The sequence below is a fragment of the Bacillus altitudinis 41KF2b genome, assembly GCF_000691145.1.
Lineage (GTDB): Bacteria > Bacillota > Bacilli > Bacillales > Bacillaceae > Bacillus > Bacillus altitudinis.
The window spans coordinates 362,423-381,848 of the sequence record NZ_ASJC01000001.1; the positions used below are offsets into that span (position 1 = coordinate 362,423).

The 19,426-nt window shown below is 40.7% G+C and carries 19 protein-coding genes and 1 pseudogene; 14 read left to right on the forward strand and 6 right to left on the reverse strand.

Features of this window, described 5'->3' with window-relative positions; translation table 11 throughout:
* Positions 1 to 220 precede the first annotated feature (220 nt).
* From abhA to ade, 5 genes are all read left to right on the forward strand, one after another.
* Positions 221 to 499 (forward strand): transcriptional regulator AbhA, encoded by a 279-nt coding sequence (gene abhA / locus BA79_RS01895; protein ID WP_017359400.1) that lies wholly within the window; start codon positions 221 to 223, stop codon positions 497 to 499.
* Between the two features lie 144 nt (positions 500 to 643).
* A complete protein-coding gene (locus tag BA79_RS01900; RefSeq protein ID WP_017359399.1) occupies positions 644 to 1,933 on the forward strand; it encodes an ATP-binding protein in 1,290 nt (429 codons plus the stop codon).
* Positions 1,934 to 1,960: 27 nt separating this feature from the next.
* Positions 1,961 to 2,803 (forward strand): gamma-glutamylcyclotransferase family protein, encoded by an 843-nt coding sequence (locus BA79_RS01905; protein ID WP_035700616.1) that lies wholly within the window; start codon positions 1,961 to 1,963, stop codon positions 2,801 to 2,803.
* Positions 2,804 to 2,840: 37 nt separating this feature from the next.
* Positions 2,841 to 3,509 (forward strand): potassium channel family protein, encoded by a 669-nt coding sequence (locus BA79_RS01910; protein WP_008345123.1) that lies wholly within the window; start codon positions 2,841 to 2,843, stop codon positions 3,507 to 3,509.
* Positions 3,510 to 3,771: 262 nt separating this feature from the next.
* On the forward strand, positions 3,772 to 5,502 hold the full coding sequence (ade, locus tag BA79_RS01915) for an adenine deaminase (RefSeq protein ID WP_035700619.1): 1,731 nt from the start codon (positions 3,772 to 3,774) through the stop codon (positions 5,500 to 5,502).
* Between the two features lie 100 nt (positions 5,503 to 5,602).
* Here ade and rnjA read toward each other — a convergent pair whose 3' ends face one another.
* Both rnjA and BA79_RS01925 read right to left on the reverse strand, forming a co-directional pair.
* Positions 5,603 to 7,270, reverse strand: a complete 1,668-nt coding sequence (gene rnjA / locus BA79_RS01920; protein ID WP_008345116.1) for a ribonuclease J1 — start codon at positions 7,268 to 7,270, stop codon at positions 5,603 to 5,605.
* Between the two features lie 5 nt (positions 7,271 to 7,275).
* The gene (locus tag BA79_RS01925; protein ID WP_008345114.1) at positions 7,276 to 7,485 is read right to left on the reverse strand and encodes a DNA-dependent RNA polymerase subunit epsilon; all 210 of its coding nucleotides are present in this window, start codon (positions 7,483 to 7,485) and stop codon (positions 7,276 to 7,278) included.
* A gap of 394 nt (positions 7,486 to 7,879) precedes the next feature.
* On the opposite strand from BA79_RS01925, the gene BA79_RS01930 reads away from it, so the two are divergent.
* Positions 7,880 to 8,659: a Cof-type HAD-IIB family hydrolase gene (locus BA79_RS01930; protein ID WP_024719544.1), complete on the forward strand. Its 780-nt coding sequence runs from the start codon at positions 7,880 to 7,882 to the stop codon at positions 8,657 to 8,659.
* Between the two features lie 39 nt (positions 8,660 to 8,698).
* Here the strand turns inward: BA79_RS01930 and def are convergent, their stop codons facing one another.
* Both def and BA79_RS01940 read right to left on the reverse strand, forming a co-directional pair.
* Entirely contained in the window at positions 8,699 to 9,256 is a 558-nt protein-coding gene (gene def / locus BA79_RS01935; RefSeq protein ID WP_008345111.1) for a peptide deformylase, read from the reverse strand.
* Positions 9,257 to 9,368: 112 nt separating this feature from the next.
* Positions 9,369 to 9,548 carry a YjcZ family sporulation protein gene (locus BA79_RS01940; protein ID WP_026050085.1) on the reverse strand — a complete coding sequence of 60 codons (180 nt, stop codon included), beginning with the start codon at positions 9,546 to 9,548 and terminating at the stop codon, positions 9,369 to 9,371.
* A 235-nt stretch (positions 9,549 to 9,783) separates the two neighbouring features.
* Between BA79_RS01940 and BA79_RS01945 the strand changes: the two genes are divergently transcribed.
* The 5 genes from BA79_RS01945 (at position 9,784) to lpdA (ending at position 15,983) form a co-directional block, all read left to right on the forward strand.
* Positions 9,784 to 10,452, forward strand: coding sequence for a YkyA family protein (locus BA79_RS01945; RefSeq protein WP_035700624.1), 669 nt, complete (start codon positions 9,784 to 9,786; stop codon positions 10,450 to 10,452).
* A 565-nt stretch (positions 10,453 to 11,017) separates the two neighbouring features.
* Positions 11,018 to 12,133, forward strand: a complete 1,116-nt coding sequence (pdhA, locus tag BA79_RS01950; RefSeq protein ID WP_007498599.1) for a pyruvate dehydrogenase (acetyl-transferring) E1 component subunit alpha — start codon at positions 11,018 to 11,020, stop codon at positions 12,131 to 12,133.
* 3 nt (positions 12,134 to 12,136) lie between these two features.
* The gene (gene pdhB, locus BA79_RS01955) at positions 12,137 to 13,114 is read left to right on the forward strand and encodes a pyruvate dehydrogenase complex E1 component subunit beta (RefSeq protein ID WP_007498597.1); all 978 of its coding nucleotides are present in this window, start codon (positions 12,137 to 12,139) and stop codon (positions 13,112 to 13,114) included.
* 108 nt (positions 13,115 to 13,222) lie between these two features.
* Entirely contained in the window at positions 13,223 to 14,566 is a 1,344-nt protein-coding gene (locus BA79_RS01960) for a dihydrolipoamide acetyltransferase family protein (protein WP_008345100.1), read from the forward strand.
* Positions 14,567 to 14,570: 4 nt separating this feature from the next.
* The gene (gene lpdA / locus BA79_RS01965; protein WP_003211097.1) at positions 14,571 to 15,983 is read left to right on the forward strand and encodes a dihydrolipoyl dehydrogenase; all 1,413 of its coding nucleotides are present in this window, start codon (positions 14,571 to 14,573) and stop codon (positions 15,981 to 15,983) included.
* A 327-nt stretch (positions 15,984 to 16,310) separates the two neighbouring features.
* Here lpdA and BA79_RS01970 read toward each other — a convergent pair whose 3' ends face one another.
* On the reverse strand, positions 16,311 to 16,691 hold the full coding sequence (locus BA79_RS01970; RefSeq protein ID WP_223255627.1) for a hypothetical protein: 381 nt from the start codon (positions 16,689 to 16,691) through the stop codon (positions 16,311 to 16,313).
* 316 nt (positions 16,692 to 17,007) lie between these two features.
* Between BA79_RS01970 and BA79_RS18800 the strand changes: the two genes are divergently transcribed.
* The gene (locus tag BA79_RS18800; RefSeq protein WP_003212464.1) at positions 17,008 to 17,127 is read left to right on the forward strand and encodes a GapA-binding peptide SR1P; all 120 of its coding nucleotides are present in this window, start codon (positions 17,008 to 17,010) and stop codon (positions 17,125 to 17,127) included.
* Positions 17,128 to 17,170: 43 nt separating this feature from the next.
* Here the strand turns inward: BA79_RS18800 and BA79_RS01975 are convergent, their stop codons facing one another.
* Complete coding sequence (locus tag BA79_RS01975) at positions 17,171 to 18,643, reverse strand: aminotransferase class I/II-fold pyridoxal phosphate-dependent enzyme (RefSeq protein WP_017367175.1); 1,473 nt, start codon at positions 18,641 to 18,643, stop codon at positions 17,171 to 17,173.
* Between the two features lie 190 nt (positions 18,644 to 18,833).
* On the opposite strand from BA79_RS01975, the gene BA79_RS01980 reads away from it, so the two are divergent.
* Both BA79_RS01980 and BA79_RS19350 read left to right on the forward strand, forming a co-directional pair.
* Positions 18,834 to 19,103, forward strand: coding sequence for a UPF0223 family protein (locus BA79_RS01980; protein ID WP_008345089.1), 270 nt, complete (start codon positions 18,834 to 18,836; stop codon positions 19,101 to 19,103).
* A 22-nt stretch (positions 19,104 to 19,125) separates the two neighbouring features.
* A pseudogene (locus BA79_RS19350) lies at positions 19,126 to 19,230 on the forward strand (DUF309 domain-containing protein); the annotation flags it as partial.
* Positions 19,231 to 19,426: the final 196 nt, after the last annotated feature.

Here is a 19,426-nt window from a genome sequence, read left to right on the forward strand (position 1 = left end):
GAGGGTTGAGGTCATTTGTGGGGGTGTGTGATCATCTTGAAATGAATCTGTAAAATTCAAGTCTCATTTTGACATTCACAATAAATTTTCCCTTTGGTTTTTCGATTTTGAAAAAAATTTTTATGCAGGAGAAACCTTTTAAGAATCTCTTACGTCTACGATATATCAATTGGTGAAAAACAGATTGATCTTGAGCTAATGAAAGAAAGAGGGAACGAAATTGAAATCTATCGGAGTTGTAAGAAAAGTAGATGAACTAGGGCGTATTGTGATGCCAATCGAATTGAGAAGAGCACTTGATATCGCTATTAAAGACAGTATGGAATTTTTTATAGATGGAGATAAAATCGTCTTGAAAAAATATCAGCCAGAGGGCGTCTGCCTGATGACTGGTGAGATTACTTCTGAGAACCACGAGTATGGAAATGGTCAAATTACATTAAGCGCTGAAGGCGCAGAACTACTGCTAAAAGAGCTTCAAGAAGCCCTTCAGCAGTAAATAAAAATAGCCTGTTCTCTCCCATTGTGCTGAGAGCAGGCTTTTTTTTCTAAAAAAGTTCCTTAAAAATGCCACATCTTCCTCAAAAAATAAGTGGAAAATGGTACAATTGACAAAGAATCTCAGGGCGGCAGGTGGAATTATTTGAACAAAACTTATCAAGTACGGATCCTGTTATCCGTTCTTGCATTTATATTAATTTTGAGCTGGGATTTCTTTTATTATCTTAGCGGCTATCACATTAATTGGCCGCTCGATCTAGCCTTTACAGTCGTTGTTTTGGCCGGTATTTGGAGCATCTCAGGCTATGTGGACCGGTTGAATTTGCTTGTATCAGATTTAAATAAACGAGAAAAAGAAGCGCACGAACTGACAGAGCGGCTGAATCGAATCACAGATAACTTGCAAGAAATCGTTTTTGAAACCAATGAAAAAGGTGAAATCATTTTTTTAAATCAAGCATGGAAACAAATGACGGGTTACGACATAGAGGAGTGTCTAGGTACGATGTACAATCAGTACTTTGATCAAGAAGAGCATGTCGTTCAGCATTTGTTGTCTGTGATCAAAGAGCATAAGGATGAGGGGCGGGTGGAGCTGCAGCTTCTCCATAAAGAAGGAAAAAAGGTATGGGGAGATGTGCATTATAAGCTTTATTTCGATGAACAGCACCAGTTTACTGGAGGTATTGGAACGGTTGCAGATATCACGAAACAAAAGCAGGCAAAGCTTGAACTTGAAAGGTCAAATCAGCAACTGCAAATGCAGGCACAAAAGCTGGCTGTTGCAGGACAAATAGCTGCTGGCATTGCCCATGAAGTCAGAAATCCGCTCACCTCAGTCAATGGATTTTTGCAGCTGATGAAAACGCAATATCCTGAAAGAACCGATTATTTTGATATCATCTTTTCTGAAATTAAACGCATTGATTTTGTTTTAAGTGAACTGCTTGTCTTAGCAAAACCTCAATCGGTTCAATTTCAAGAAGTACAGCTCCATGATTTGCTAGAGCAGGTGATTACCTTATTAAAGACAAATGCCGTTCTTTCAAATATTGATCTCAAACAGCCATTTAAAAAGCAGGATGCTGGCACGATATTAGCAGACGCCAATCAAATGAAGCAGCTGTTCATTAACTTAATCAAAAATGCGATCGAGGCGATGCCTGAAGGCGGCAATATATACATATCAACAGAAAAAGTGATGAATGAATGGAAAATCACGATTCAAGATGAAGGAAAAGGAATGTCCGAAGAGGACATTCTGAAAATATATGATCCTTTCTTTTCGACTAAAAAAGAAGGTACAGGACTTGGTTTAACGATCTGTGCGACGATCTTAAAAGATCACCATGGAAGAATGGATGTAAAGAGCGAGCTCAGCAAAGGGACGGCTTTTGATATTTACTTACCTGTGTATCAAAAAAGCAGATAGTAGCAAGGTGAGAGGATGTGATGTGTGATGACGAAGGAGACAAAAACTTTATTTGTGTATGGGACACTTTTAAAGCACGAAAAGTATCACGAGACATTGATGAAAGAAAGCAGTCCATTAGCAGCATCTGCTTGGATAAAAGGGAGACTGTACGATACAGGTGAGGGTTACCCTGTGTGTGTTGTCTCGGAACAAAACACAGTATATGGAGAATTGTATGAGGTCAGTGATGAAACGTTGCATAAGATAGATGAGCTAGAGGAAGGGTATGACCAGCAGGAAATAGAGGTTATGACAGACCAGGGGCCAAGGTCAGCCGTTGCTTATACAATATGTAAGCAGAAGGCATCGAGTCTAAAGGAGATTGAAAGTGGCTGCTGGAAGTCATATCAACTATGGGAGCGCAAACCGTCTTCCTTCTATTATTTTGCCTATGGGTCCTGTATGGATGATGCAAGGTTTAAGCTTGCGAAAGTGGATCATTATTTCAAACAAATCATCGGCGGTGGCACACTTGATCGTTTTACCACAAGGTTTACATTGGTGCGCCCTGATGGATCAAGAGCAGATATGGTAGAAGACGGCGGAGAAACAGAGGGTGTTCTATATGAAGTACCTTTTGATGCCATTCGTTATTTGTACAAACGAGAAGGTGTAAATGAAGGGACTTATCGTCCAGCATTTGTCGATGTCACAGTAGGTGATCAAGTGTATGAGGACTGCTTAACGTTTCTCGTCTTAAAAAAGAGCGAAGAAATTGCGCCTCCTGGTCATTATCGCAGTGAAATCGAAAAAGGAGCAGACCTTTACTTAAGTGAAGCATTCCGTAAAAAAATACGGTCACATATGGATTCATTAATGAAACCGTAGTAAAATGCATGGTAAGTGATATAAAAGGAGTCTGAACATGAAAAAGGAATATGCAGTCATTGGTCTTGGACGCTTCGGCGGAAGTATCTGCAAGGCGCTAAGTGAAGAAGGACTTGAAGTCATGGCCATGGATATGAATGAAGATCGTGTGAACGAATATGCTAAAATTGCATCACATGCCGTGATTGGTGATTCGACGGACGAATCTGTCCTAAAAAACCTAGGCATTCGCAATTTTGATCATGTGATCGTGGCGATAGGTGAAAATATTCAGGCGAGTATTTTAACAACGATTATGCTGAAAGAACTTGGTGTCAAAATGGTCACAGTGAAAGCTCAAAATGACTACCATGAAAAGGTTTTGAATAAAATTGGTGCGGACCGTATTGTCCATCCAGAACGAGACATGGGCAGACGGATTGCACATAAAATTATTTCTAACAACGTGCTTGATTATTTAGAGCTGTCAGATGAGTACAGCCTTATTGAAATCGTCGCCAACAGCAGACTTGCTGGGCACTCTTTGTTAGATCTCGACATTCGTGCAAGGTACGGGATCAATATCGTGGCAATTAAGCGAGGGAAAGAAGTGATCGTTTCACCGCTCGCAGATGAAATGATTCAAAAAGAAGATATTCTCATTGTCATTGGGGCAGTAGCAGATATCGGGCGCTTTGAAAAACGGGAAATGCAGAACGACTATTAAACACTCCGAGAAGGGGTGTTTTTTGCTTTAGAAGTGTACGTATGGGGCGGACATTGTGGGAAAGAACAAAGTGGAAATGAGCCGTTTACTTTCCAAAAGAACAGCAAAATAGAACATGGTTATTTTTCAGCCAATTATCACTATTCAGAAATAAAAATCAATCTTTTGATATGGTTGATTTTCTCTAAATGTCATTGACTGGACAAACAGATTCGTTTACGATAAGAAACATTATATTGTTTACTCGGAGGAGGCAGTGTCGTTGGATAAGGAGCTTTTCAGACATCAAATTGAGGTAGCTGCAAAGAGAAAAAAAGCAGCCCTAGTGATTAAACATGCGAAGGTTATGGACGTGTTTAACCAGGAATGGATAGACGCTGATGTCGCTGTTGAAAATGGAAAAATAGTAGGAATTGGGGAGTATGAAGGAGAACAGGAGCTGGATGCAACAGGTCAAATGCTTGTTCCCGGTTTCATTGACGGCCACGTTCATATCGAATCCTCGATGGTGACTCCTGCTGAATTTTCCAAAGCTGTCGTTCCTCACGGTGTGACAACTGTTGTAACAGACCCGCATGAAATTGCCAATGTATCCGGTGTTGCAGGTATCCGTTTTATGCTCGAAGAAGCGAGAAAAGCTGCTTTAAATATATATTTCATGCTGCCATCCTGTGTACCGGCAGTCAGCTTTGAACGATCAGGTGCTACGCTAAAAGCAAAAGATTTAAAGCCTCTTTATCAGGAGAAAGAAGTGCTTGGTCTTGCCGAAGTGATGGATTATGTCGCGGTGGAACAAGCGGAAGAAGATATGCTTCAAAAACTGCTTGATGCTCAACATGAACATAAACTCATTGATGGCCATCTAGCAGGATTAACGGACCGATTAATTAATGTGTACCGAACAGCTAATGTCCAAACGGATCATGAGGTGACAACAGCTCAAGAGGCCCTTGAACGTGTCAAAAGAGGCATGTATGTCATGCTCAGAGAAGGTTCTGTTGCTAAAAACGTGAAAAACGTATTACCTGCTGTCAATGAGAAGAATGCGAGACGCTTTTTCTTTTGTACGGATGATAAACATTTAGATGATTTAATGGCTCAAGGAAGTATTGATGAACAAGTACGGATGTCGATACAAGAAGGATTGGACCCCTTTTTAGCATATCAAATGGGAAGTTTAAACGCAGCGGAGTGCTTCGGTCTCAAAACAAAGGGAGCGATTGCACCAGGCTTTGACGCGGACTTTATGCTCATTTCTGACTTACATGAGGTAGGAATTACAAGCGTCTTTATCGCAGGAGAATTGGTCTCTGAACATGGAGAATATTTGCCAAGTGTCGACAAGATCACGCCAAGTTCTTCGCTCATGCAATCGGTACATGCAGTGGACGTTCAAGAGAAAAATTTAACGCTGCCTATAACAGATCATCAAAAGATGAATGTCATCCGCATTATACCGAATCAGCTTGAAACGAAATTAGAACAAATATCTCCTTCTGGTAGCGATGGACAATTTACGAGTGATATTGATCGAGATGTATTAAAAATAGTGCTTGTCGAACGCCACAAAGGTCTATCTGAAATTGGGATAGGGGTTGTCAGCGGTTTCGGCTTAAAAGAGGGGGCGATTGCAACAACAGTTGCCCATGACTCGCATAACTTAATTGCCGTTGGAACAAATGATGCTGATATGATCAAAGCCATTGAGACGCTAAAAGAAGCAGGGGGCGGTTTGACCGTTGTAAAAAACGGAGAAGTTCTTCATACGCTTCCATTACCGATTTCCGGTTTATTATCAGATCAACCTGCACATACGGTCAATGAAAGCCTTCATGCACTTCATGATGCTTTAAAGGAAACAGGCTTTGTTTTAGACTTTAATCCGTTTTTGACATTATCCTTCTTGGCACTGCCAGTCATTCCTGATGTGAAAATGACAACACAAGGATTGTTTGATGTGAGAAGTTTTCAGCATCTCCCGATTCAATCGTAAAACAATGACTGAATCCGCACGTATCGTACAGATATGCGGGTTTTTTTTATTGCGCATAAAAAAGAGACACAGCCAATTGGCTGTGTCTCCTTGTACGTCCTTACACTTCCATAATAATCGGTAAAATCATTGGGCGGCGTCTTGTTTTTTCATAAAGGAAAGGAGCAAGAGTGTCAGTAATCTCGTTCTTAATTTCTGACCATTGAGTCGTCTTACGTTCCATTACTTTTTCAAGATGCTTTGAAATGAGATCTTGCGCGTCATTAATGAGGTCTCCAGATTCTCTCATGTAGACAAAACCTCTTGAGATTAAATCAGGACCTGCAGAAATTTTGAATTCTTTCATATCCATGCTGACAACAACAATGACAAGACCTTCTTCTGAAAGAATGCGGCGGTCTCTTAACACGATGTTGCCGATATCACCAATACCGCTACCGTCGATATACACGTTGCCTGATGGAATTTTGCCAGCGACACTTGCTTCGTCACCTTTCAGTGCAAGAACTTCACCGTTATCCATGATAAAGCAGTTTTCCTCAGGGATTCCGCAATCATTCGCAAGTTTAATATGCGTTTTTTGCATGCGGTACTCACCGTGAATCGGCATGAAGAATTTAGGTTTAATTAAACGGAGCATCAGCTTTTGTTCTTCCTGCCCGCCGTGTCCAGAGGTATGAATATTATTGAGTGAGCCATGAATGACTTCAGCACCAGCACGATACAGCTGGTTAATAGTACGGCTTACGCTAATATTGTTACCTGGGATCGGTGAAGACGAGAAGACAACAGTGTCACCAGGGTTAATTGAAATCTGGCGGTGCGTACCGTTGGCAATACGAGAAAGAGCGGCCATCGGTTCGCCCTGACTACCAGTACAAAGAATGGTTACTTTGTTTGCTGGAAGGCGGTTGATTTCATTGTGTTCAATGAACGTGTTTTTTGGACATTTGATATATCCGAGCTCTTGTCCAATATCAATGGCAGACTCCATGCTACGTCCAAACACAGCGACTTTTCGGCCGTTGGCAACAGCTGACTCGATGACTTGCTGAAGTCTGTGAATGTTAGATGCAAATGTAGCAAAGATAATACGTCCATCTACTTTTCTGAAGATGTCATCAATGCTTTCACCTACACGTCTTTCGGACATCGTAAATTCTGGAATTTCACTATTTGTACTGTCAGATAGAAGACAAAGAACGCCTTCTTTCCCGATCTCAGCCATTTTCGTTAAATTGGCAGGCTCGCCAACAGGAGTAAAGTCAAACTTGAAATCGCCTGTATGTACGATGTTACCAGGAGGTGTCTTCACGACAATTCCATAAGAATCTGGGATACTGTGCGTCGTTCTAAAGAAAGACACAGCTGTTTTTCTAAATTTGATCGTATCTTCTTCTTCAAAGATGTGAAGTTTGGTCTGTCTTAATAGACCATGCTCTTCCAATTTGTTACGAAGTAGGCCGATTGCGAGTTTGCCTCCGTAAACTGGAATATTCACTTGCTTGAGAAGATAAGGGATACCGCCGATGTGGTCTTCATGTCCATGAGTAATAAAAAGACCTTTGATTTTATCTTCGTTTTTAACTAAATACGTATAGTCAGGGATGACGTAATCAATTCCAAGAAGTTCATCTTCAGGAAACTTAATACCAGCATCAATCAAAATGATTTCATCTTGAAATTGAACGCCATACGTGTTTTTACCGATCTCGCCTAATCCGCCGAGCGCAAAAACTGCCGCCTGATCGTTTTTTACAAATTTCATTCCTCTCATAGCTCCAATACTTTAAAATTTTCACTTTCTCGTTCATAGTCTAAAAAAGCACCGTCTACAGGCTGAATGAATTCAATATTGTAGTTATGTTTTTTCAACTTATCGCGTACGTCTCTTTCAGAAACCGCTTCAACGTATAGTGAATCTGTGTGTTCTCTCACAGGTACCTCAGTCGTACTTGCCTGAAAAAATACCTTATATATCATCCAAATCTCTCCTTAAATACCGTATGTTACACTCGCTTATTCTATTATATTAAAAAAACGCGCATAAGAAAAGTCTCAGAGAAAAAAGGACCTTCAGCAAATGTGCGGAAGATCCTTTTAAGCAATCGATTTTTTACGAAGCATGTCCTTCCATTGTCTTCGAATTTTCTTGCGCAGACGACGAAGCATCGCGGATCGCCTCCTTTCGGTATGAGTCTCATTCAGCCATTTGTTCCGTTCTCTCTATATACTTGTATTATATGATGTTTCCACTTAATGTTACATGGTTATATGTGGGAAATGGGCGTTTTAAGAGGAAGTGGTTTCGTCAGTGAAGATCTTTCTGTATGATGAAGGGGAGAGGGTATACATAACAAGAGACAGGAGACGAGATATGAATAAAAAAGTCATCTTCTTTGATATCGACGGTACTTTATATGACCATGATAAAAAAATACCTGAATCAACGAAGCGAGCTGTTCGTTTATTAAAAGAAAAAGGGCATCATCTCTTCATTGCATCTGGCCGTTCGCCTTTTCTTATCCAGCCTATTTTAGAAGAAATAGGGCTTGACTCATTTATTGCTTATAACGGTCAGTATGTCATGTACGAAGGAGAAGTCATTTATGGCAATCCGCTTAAGCAAGAGCTGATGGATAAAATTTATGAAACAGCGGATCAACATGATCATCCGCTTGTTTTCATGGGAGAGAAGACGATGAAGGCGTCTGTGCCGAACCATCCATTTATCCATGAAGGGATTGGCACTTTAAAAACAGAGCATCCCGAGCATGATTTGTCATTCTTTAAAGAAAACGTCATTTATCAAATGCTGCTATTTTGTAAAGCAGAAGAGGAACATCTATATGAAGCGTTCCGTGAAGAAATTGATCTCGTCAGGTGGCATGAGCTGTCTACGGATGTCCTGCCAAAAGGTGGATCAAAGGCTGAAGGAATTAAACGAGTCATTGAAAGACTCCCGTACGATCAAAAGGACACAATTGCCTTCGGTGACGGGCTGAACGATCGAGAAATGATTTCGTTTGTTGGAACAGGCGTTGCGATGGGGAATGCAGTCAATGAATTAAAAACATTAGCTGACTTTGTCACCAAACCTGTAGATGAGGATGGCATATTCCACGCTGTGACTGAATTAGGCCTTATTGATGAATAAAAAAACAAGACCCGCTGATGGACGGGTCTTGTTTTTTTATTATGATCTGCCGATCGCAACCGCGTTGTCTGGCTCGGCGAATGGATGATCTTTTTGAATATGATCATAAAACATAATGCCATTTAAGTGGTCAATTTCATGCTGAAAAACGATGGCCGGAAACCCTTTTAGGCGAATATCAATGTCTTCACCTTCAAGCGTTGTACCTTTCACCCTGATTTTTTCATAGCGCGGGACGAATCCAGGGATGGCTTCATCAACAGATAAACAGCCTTCTCCAGTAGCTAAATAAGCTCTTTTGACTGAATGGCTAACAATGCGAGGATTGAATAATGCATAGCTGTAAAGTTCTCCGCCCTCGTCTTCACAGTGAACAGCAATCATTCGTTTACTGATATTGATTTGCGGAGCTGCTAGGCCAACACCGGGTCTAAGTTCATATTTTTCAGCAATGTCTGCATCCTGACTGTTTTTGACAAATTCAATCATGTCAGCTAATTGCTGTTTTTCTTCTTCTGTTGGCGGGAGTTCGACCGCTTCAGCTGTTTGTCTTAAGACGGGATGCCCGTCTCGTACGATATCATCCATGGTAATCACAAAACTTCACTCCTATTTCCTTTGTATGTAAAGTATATAAAATGATACACAACATATGCAATGAAATAAAGAAGACCGGTCGTATGAGACCGGTCAGAGGCTTATTCAGCCATTAGCAGCAGCCACCGCCGCCTAAGAATGCTGCGCCAACAATGATCAATAGAATGAATAGGACGACGATTAAAGCGAATGTACGTCCACCACCGTAACCGCAACCGTATCCACCACCATAACTTGGATAGCAACAACCGCCGCCGTATCCATAACCGTAACCGCCGTATCCACCATACATACTTCCATGACTATAATTAGACATACTTTTGACCTCCTTTGGAAATACACTCGGCCTCTCATAAGTGAAGGCGAAGCGTGTAATATAAACTATGTATGAATGCACTATTTGTATAGTCATGAGCCTAGAGCATGAAAAAAATCTTCTTTCCCCTCAAAAAAACAGCCTCTTTCCTTGTCACAACCGCCCTGAAAAATTATAGTGGTATGTGGAGATGTAAAGGGGGACCTTGTAATTGAAACAGATGAAAAGAAGAATAAAAGCAGGTGCAGCTTTAGCGGGGATATGTACCCTCTTGCTTGCGGGCTGCGGAGGTCAAAATCCGCTTTATGAGATGCAAGATGCCATGACGAAAATGAGCGAAAAAGAAGCATCCTTTGAAAAAGAACAAGGTGCACTGCAAAGCTATGAGAAAAAAGAGCAGCAGTTGTATAAAAAAATGATTCAAACAACAAAAGACCACACAAAAACAGTCTCAAACTTGTCTGATCAAGCATTAGCATCGGCAGAAAAGCGTGAAGAACATTTAAAAACAGAAAAAGACAGCATGGATCAATCGAAAAAAGAATTTCAATCTGTAAAGGAATTCGCTGAACAGATAAAAGATGCGGAAGTAAAAGACAAAGCAGAACAAATAGTCAAATCAATTGAAAAAAGATATGCATCGTATGATCAGCTTTACCGTGAGTATCAAAAGGCGCTGAAACAAGACAAGCACTTGTATGAATCTTTAAAAAGAAAAGACTTAGGATACGCTGAACTGAAATCCAAACTGAAAACAGTCAATCGTTCCTATAGTAAAGTGAGAAAAGAAAGCAAGAAGTTCAATCAATATACAGATCAATTGAACGAATATAAACAAGCTTTATACAAAACAGCTCAGAAAGAATCACAAAACAGTTAAAAACAGTACTTGCATATTCTAGTTCTGTTTATCGCTGCTACTCACAAAGTGCCTGCGTGTCGTTACTCGTTTTTCCAAGATATCAAACTGAAAAGAAGAGAAAGGGTTAAAATGAAGTTCATTTTAGCCCTTTGTCCATCACGATCAAAAGAGCTAAAAATAGCTCTTTTTTTATTTTTCGACAAAAACAAACATCTGCTATTGTAGTACAGTGACCCACTCTATACTAGTACAGTTTGTGCTGTTGATTAAACAGATTGATACAGGTCACCATAAAAAGTAAAGCGAATACATTTATTTAAATAAAGCCGTTAAATCAATTGACGGACTATTTTTCTTGTTGTAAACTATTCCTTGTTAACAGAAGTTGTATTAGTTTTTTGTGAACTATCGTTAATACAGTTAGAAAAACTCAAAAGCAAGCGATCATCCAATGTTTCGACAATGATCTTTGTGGCTATTATATACAGGAGTCATATGAGCATTTTGGGTTATCCTATATCTGTATGTATAAATGGATTCACGACAAATTGACTGTTAAAAGAAAGGAAGAGGTGACTTTAGAATGGCTGCAAAAACAAAAAAAGCAATTGTTGATAGCAAAAAGCAATTCGATGCCATCAAAAAGCAGTTTGAAACGTTCCAAATTTTAAACGAAAAAGGCGAAGTCGTAAACGAAGCGGCAATGCCAGATCTTTCAGATGACCAATTAAAAGAATTAATGCGCCGTATGGTGTTTACACGTGTATTAGATCAACGTTCAATTTCATTGAACCGTCAAGGACGTCTTGGCTTCTATGCGCCAACAGCTGGACAAGAAGCTTCTCAGCTTGCAACTCACTTTGCACTTGAGAAAGAAGATTTCATTCTTCCAGGATATCGTGATGTACCACAATTAATCTGGCACGGTCTTCCACTGACAAAAGCATTCTTGTTCTCTCGTGGACACTTTGTTGGAAACCAAATGCCTGAAGATGTGAATGCACTTTCTCCGCAAATCATTATCGGTGCACAAATCATTCAAGCTGCTGGTGTAGCTCTTGGTTTGAAAAAGCGCGGTAAAAATGCTGTTGCAATCACTTACACTGGTGATGGTGGAGCTTCACAAGGTGATTTCTACGAAGGTATTAACTTTGCAGGGGCTTACAAAGCGCCAGCGATTTTTGTTGTCCAAAACAACAGATATGCGATCTCTACACCTGTTGAAAAGCAATCTGCTGCACAAACGATTGCACAAAAAGCAGCTGCAGCTGGTATCGTAGGCGTACAAGTTGACGGTATGGATGCATTAGCTGTATACGCAGCGACTGCAGAAGCTCGTGAGCGTGCTGTAAATGGTGAAGGTCCAACATTAATTGAAACTCTTACATTCCGTTACGGCCCACATACAATGGCTGGTGACGATCCAACAAGATATCGTACAAAAGAAGATGAAAATGAGTGGGAGCAAAAAGATCCATTGGTACGCTACCGCAAATTCTTGGAAAACAAAGGCCTTTGGTCTGAAGAAGAAGAGAATAAAGTCATCGAAGATGCAAAAGAACAAATCAAACAAGCAATCAAAGAAGCTGACGAACAGCCTAAGCAGAAAGTCACTGATTTGATTGAAAACATGTACGATGTGAAACCATTTAACTTGGTTGAACAGCTTGAAATCTACAAACAGAAGGAGTCGAAGTAAGCCATGGCGCAAATGACATTGATTCAAGCGATCACTGATGCGTTACGCACAGAACTGAAAAATGACGAAAACGTTCTTGTTTTCGGAGAAGACGTTGGTAAAAACGGCGGCGTATTCCGTGCGACTGAAGGATTGCAAAAAGAGTTTGGTGAGGATCGTGTATTCGATACTCCACTTGCTGAATCTGGTATTGGCGGTCTTGCAATTGGCCTTGGACTACAAGAATTCCGCCCAGTAATGGAAATTCAATTCTTCGGATTCGTTTACGAAGTATTAGATTCTGTTTCTGGACAAATGGCTCGTATGCGTTACCGTTCTGGTGGACGCTGGCATTCTCCAGTGACAATCCGTTCTCCATTTGGCGGAGGAGTTCACACACCTGAGCTTCACGCTGATAGCTTAGAAGGTCTTATTGCACAACAGCCTGGTATCAAGGTTGTTATTCCTTCAACACCTTACGATGCAAAAGGACTATTAATTTCTGCAATTCGTGACAACGATCCGGTTGTATTCCTTGAGCATATGAAACTTTATCGTTCTTTCCGTCAGGAAGTTCCTGAAGAAGAGTACACAATTGAAATCGGTAAAGCTGACGTGAAACGTGAAGGTTCTGACCTTTCAATCATCACTTACGGTGCAATGGTTCACGAATCACTTAAAGCTGCTGAAGAACTTGAAAAAGAAGGCGTTTCTGCTGAGGTCGTTGACCTTCGTACAGTGAGCCCGCTTGATATTGAAACAATCATCGCTTCTGTTGAAAAAACAGGTCGTGCGATCGTTGTTCAAGAAGCACAAAAACAAGCTGGTATTGCAGCAAACGTAGTAGCTGAAATCAATGATAGAGCAATTCTTAGCCTTGAAGCACCAGTACTTCGTGTAGCTGCACCTGATACTGTATTTGCTTTCTCTCAAGCTGAGAGCGTATGGCTTCCAAACCATAAAGACGTGCTTGAAACAGCTAAGAAAGTTCTTGAATTTTAATTAAATGACAGAGGGGAAAAGAATTTATTTCTCTTCCCCTTTATCAATTACATGACCGTGTAATGTTGACAGAACAATGGTTTAACATAATCTAGGAGGCGAAAAACAGTGGCATTTGAATTTAAACTTCCGGACATCGGAGAAGGTATCCACGAAGGTGAGATCGTTAAGTGGTTTGTAAAACCAAACGACGAAATCAATGAAGATGACGTTTTAGCAGAGGTACAAAATGATAAAGCAGTTGTAGAAATTCCTTCACCTGTTAAAGGAAAAGTATTAGAATTAAAAGTTGAAGAGGGAACAGTTGCAACTGTAGGACAAACAATCATTACGTTTGATGCACCTGGTTACGAAAATCTTCAATTTAAAGGCAGCGAAGAAGAAGGCGAAGCGAAAACTGAAGCTCAAGTACAAGGTACTGCTGAAGCTGGTAACGAGCCTGAAAAGAAAGAAGTTGCTCAAGAAGAAGCGGCAGCAGCAACTGGTGCTGGCGCACAAGAGCAAGTAGATGCTGATCCTAACAAACGCGTTATTGCTATGCCATCTGTACGTAAATATGCGCGTGAAAAAGGCGTTGAAATTTACAAAGTTGCAGGTACTGGTAAAAATGGCCGCGTGCTAAAAGAAGATATCGACAGCTTCCTTAATGGCGGTTCTGCAGCAACTCAAGAAGCAGCACCTCAAGCAGCTGAAAGTGCGAAAGAAGAAGCAGCTCCAAAAGCGGCAGCAGCTCCAGTTCTAGAAGGAGAATTCCCAGAAACTCGCGAGAAAATGAGCGGAATCCGCAAAGCGATCGCGAAAGCAATGGTGAACTCTAAGCACACAGCTCCTCACGTAACATTAATGGATGAAGTTGATGTAACAAACCTTGTTGCACATCGTAAACAATTCAAACAAGTTGCAGCTGATCAAGGAATCAAGTTAACTTACTTGCCTTACGTTGTAAAAGCTCTAACTTCTGCTTTGAAAAAGTACCCAGTACTTAACACTTCTATCGATGATAAAACAGATGAAGTTGTTCAAAAGCATTACTACAACATCGGAATTGCAGCTGATACTGAAAAAGGCTTGCTCGTTCCAGTTGTGAAAAATGCAGATCGCAAAGCGATTTTCGAAGTATCTAATGAAATCAACGAGCTTGCAACAAAAGCACGTGATGGTAAATTGGCTCCAGCTGAAATGAAGGGTGCATCTTGCACAATCACAAACATCGGTTCTGCTGGTGGACAATGGTTTACTCCAGTCATCAACCACCCAGAAGTAGCGATCCTTGGTATTGGCCGTATCGCTGAAAAAGCGGTTGTTCGTGATGGCGAAATCGTTGCAGCTCCAGTCTTAGCTCTTTCCCTAAGCTTTGACCACCGTATGATTGATGGAGCTACTGCGCAAAATGCCCTTAACCACATCAAGCGTTTATTGAATGATCCACAATTAATTTTAATGGAGGCGTAAATTCATGGTAGTAGGAGATTTCCCAATCGAAACAGATACTCTTGTCATCGGTGCAGGTCCTGGTGGATATGTAGCTGCTATTCGTGCTGCACAGCTAGGACAAAAAGTAACAATCGTTGAAAAAGGAACACTTGGCGGCGTATGTCTAAACGTCGGCTGTATCCCTTCAAAAGCATTGATCAATGCTGGACATCGTTTCGAGAATGCAAAGCATTCTGAAGACATGGGTATCAAAGCTGAAAACGTAACAGTTGATTTCACAAAAGTTCAAGAGTGGAAAGCTTCTGTTGTAAACAAATTAACAGGTGGAGTTCAAGGTCTTCTAAAAGGAAATAAAGTAGACATCGTCAAAGGTGAAGCTTATTTCGTAGACAGCAACTCTGTACGTGTCATGGATGAAAATTCAGCGCAGACTTATACATTTAAAAATGCAATTCTTGCAACTGGATCTCGTCCAATCGAATTGCCTACATTTAAATACACAGACCGCGTGATTAACTCAACTGGTGCTTTAGCGCTTAAAGAAGTACCTAAAAAGTTAGTTGTCATCGGTGGTGGATACATCGGTACTGAGCTTGGTACTGCTTATGCGAACTTTGGAACAGAAGTTGTCATCCTTGAAGGTGGAGACGAAATCCTTCCAGGTTTTGAAAAGCAAATGAGCTCATTAGTGAAACGTAACCTGAAGAAAAAAGGAAACGTTGAAATTCACACAAACGCTCTTGCAAAAGGCGTTGAAGAAAAATCTGACGGTGTCACTGTTACTTTCGAAGTAAAAGGTGAAGAAAAAACTGTCGATGCTGACTACGTACTTGTGACTGTTGGTCGTCGTCCAAACACAGATGAGCTTGGTCTTGAGCAAGTTGGTGTTGAATTGACAGACCGCGGAGTTGTCAAAACTGACAAACAATGCCGTACAAGCGTTTCAAACATCTATGCAATTGGTGACATCGTTGATGGACCACCACTTGCACACAAAGCTTCTTACGAAGGTAAAATTGCTGCTGAAGCAATCGCTGGAGAGCCAGCTGAAATTGATTACCTTGGTATTCCTGCTGTTGTATTCTCTGAGCCAGAACTTGCAACTGTTGGATACACTGAAGCAGAAGCAAAAGAAGAAGGAATCGACATTGTTGCAGCGAAATTCCCATTCGCAGCAAACGGACGTGCACTTTCTCTTGATGCAACTGATGGCTTCATGAAAATGATCACTCGTAAAGAGGATGGTCTAGTGATCGGTGCACAAATCGCAGGTGTTGGTGCTTCTGATATGATTTCAGAGCTTAGCCTTGCAATTGAAGCTGGTGTGACAGCTGAAGATATCGCAATGACAATTCACGCTCACCCAACTTTAGGTGAAATCACAATGGAAACGGCTGAAGTAGCAATCGGAAGCCCAATCCATATCGTAAAATAATGAACGTTGAAACCCTCTCCACACGGAGAGGGTTTCAGATTGTTGACAAAGGGCTAAAATGAACTTGATTTTAGCCCTTTGTCTTCTTTTTCAGCGTGATAGAAAACCTTTGCAGTCTAGGAAGGACGAGTACTGGCGCGGAGCGAATTTGACATTCGTGAGCACCAGCACGCAGGACTGACAAAGAATGCGAGGGTTTGTCTACCCGCTGAAGCCCTCTCCACACGGAGAGGGGTTTTTTATGTATGTGAAACGTCGCTGAAAAAGAAAAACCCTCATGAGATGAGGGCTTTTTTCATATGGATATATAAGTGCAAAGTCGAACCGTTAATTTGTATTCACTCGATCTAATGCTTGGCATATGGGTGATAAGATATCCTCTTTACTTCGGACATTACCTTCCACCTTCACAATGACTTTTTCATTATTGACAAGTAAAATAGCCGGCAGTTCGTCTACTTCATTTTTCCAGCCTTTACGATCTTCTTTGACAATCATCTTGGACATTTCCTTCGGATATTCATTTTTTAAATCAAGCACTGCGTCATAATAAGGACTTTCTTTATCAAGATTTTCTGCATCAGTAAAAAAGAGAATTCTTGGCTTTTGAATATGACTGACCTGGTCTGTCTGATTCGGTATGATATACGCAAATGAGCATGAACTAAGTACAAAGAGCATAGGGAATATAATGAGAAGGGTCCTCATAAAATTCAATCTATTCACCTCAAAATCCTTTGGGGTTGTACCAACATTTTTAGGAGTTAGTTCCCTGTTAGTCACTCTAGTGTATCACGTCCTTTTTGACAATTTTCGATTGTTACTCAATTGTTACAGAATTGATATGAAGCAAAATACATTTGAAACGTTTCCTCAATATGATGAGAAAAAAGCATATATTTATAAAAAATGATTAAATGTGTCATACAATTAACCGTTGACAACTTAAATGTGACATCATATTATAGAGGTATGAAATAGATTAAACGCTTTCAAACTTTGAGTAAAGAAAAGGGGAATGTACGTGGGTACAATTATTTGTCAAGATTGCAATGAAACCATTGATCAATTTGAAAATGAAAAAGTGACAACACTTTATGGAACATGTGGTCACTGTCATTGCTGTGATGAAGCCTCTGAATAAATAAAAAAGCATGCAGCTCCAATTGGGGCTGCATGTTTCTTTTTTATAAAATGGCTTTTTGTTCTTTAATGACACGAATCATATCTAGTGTGGAATCTTCTGGTCCTTGAACAGGAAGACCGATTTCGATATTTTTAAAGATATAGGAGATATTTTCTTCTGTGATGATTTCACCTGGTATAAAAATAGGAATACCAGGCGGATAAACCATGACAAATTCTGCAATGATACGGCCAGCCGCTTCTTTAAATGGAATGACTTCCGTTGTTGCGTAAAAAGCGTCACGCGGTGTCATCGCAAGCGAAGGGATCTCAGGCAGTAACACTTCTGTCACGGCTTGTTTGCCGCCTTGACGTGCAGAGGTTGCCGCAATTTCCTTCATAGCCGTTACAAGCGTATCAATCGTCTCATCACAATCGCCAGGCGTCACGATACATAAAATGTTGTATAGGTCAGAGAGCTCTACTTCAATTCGGTAGCTTTCTCTCAGCCATTTCTCCACATCATGGCCATTCAGTCCAAGGTCTTTAATGGAGATGATTAATTTTGTTGGGTCATAATCGTAAGTAGAAGGTGAACCGAGAATTTCTTGACCAATACAAGTAATACCTTCAATTTCGTTTAAACGAGTTCTTGCTGATTCAGCTAATCGAATGGCTTCATCTGCAAGCGCCTTTCCTTCAGTCGCTAATCGCTTTCTAGCGACATCCAGGGAGGCTAAAAGCAAATAAGAAGTAGACGTAGTTGTCAGCATGCTTAAAATAGATTGTACTCGATCCTTTGAAACAAGCCCTTCTTTTATATTTAAAATCGAGCTTTGGGTGAGAGAGCCGCCAAGTTTATGCACACTTGTTGCTGCCATATCAGCTCCCGCCTGCATCGCAGACAATGGAAGCTCATCGTGAAAATGAATATGCACACCATGTGCCTCATCTACAAGAACAGGTACGTCATATGAATGAGCAATGTCTACAATGGTTTTTAAATCAGCTGAAATGCCAAAATACGTTGGGTTAATCACAAGCAGCCCTTTCGCATCTGGGTGTTTAGTCAGCGCTTTTTTAGCTGACTCTGGCGTGATGCCATGAGAGATGCCAAGCTCTTTGTCAATTTCCGGGTGAATAAAAACAGGTACTGCACCAGAAAATACAATAGCAGACATAATCGACTTATGGACATTACGTGGAACAATAATTTTGTCTCCAGGACCACAGACGGTCATCACCATTGTCATGATCGCGCCGCTTGTTCCTTGTATAGAGAAAAACGTATGGTCGGCACCAAATGCTTCTGCTGCAAGCTCCTGTGCTTCTTTGATCATTCCTCGAGGCGAATGTAAATCATCAAGAGGTTCTATATTAATAAGGTCAATGCTTAATGCATTGTCTCCAATGAATGCTCTAAATTCAGGGTCCATTCCGGCTCCTTTTTTATGGCCTGGAATGTGAAATTGGACTGGATTGGTTGAAGCGTGTTTTTTTAGTCCAGTGTATAAGGGTGTATCATGTTGTGACAATTGCTTTCCCACCTTCATCGAAATACCTGCTATTATTATCCCAATAACAGCAGATTTCATTGCATAAAACAAAAGAATTATATTATGAACTGATCGGAATGTAAAGCATAAAATCAATCGGATTCTGATCAAACAGATGCTATAATAAAAGTTCAAATAAGAAATGTGGATTAAAGTGAGGGACAAGTAAATGGAATATCAATATCCAATGGACGTCGACTGGACAACTGAAGAAAAGATGGCGGTCATTTCATTTTTTCAAGCCGTTGAAAAAGCCTATGAAACAGGAATTGCGAAACAAGCGTTACTAGAGGCTTATAAACGATTTAAAGAAGTTGTACCATCAAAAGCAGAAGAAAAGACGCATTGTGCGGCGTTTGAAAAGGGAAGTGGGTATTCCCCTTATCGAACAGTAAAAAGCGCAAGAGAGGCTGAAGAAACAGCTATGATACGGATGTAAAAAACGAGCCAATATAGGCTCCCTTTCCCATACATTCTTAATTGAAAAGCATAGACTGCGTGATCGGACGGACGTATTGCTTGAACGTGAAAAACAGATGGAACGTAAAAAAAGCAGAGGCATATAACCTCTGCTTCAGCGTGTAGACAAACCCTCGCATTCGTTGTCAGTCCTGCGCGCTGGTGCTCACGAATGCCAAATTCGCTCCGCGCCAGTGCTCGTCCTTCCTAGACTGCAAAGGTTTTCTATCACGCTGAAAAGAAGACAAAGGGCTAAAATAAAGTTCATTTTAGCCCTTTGTCAACAATCTGAAACGAGCCAAC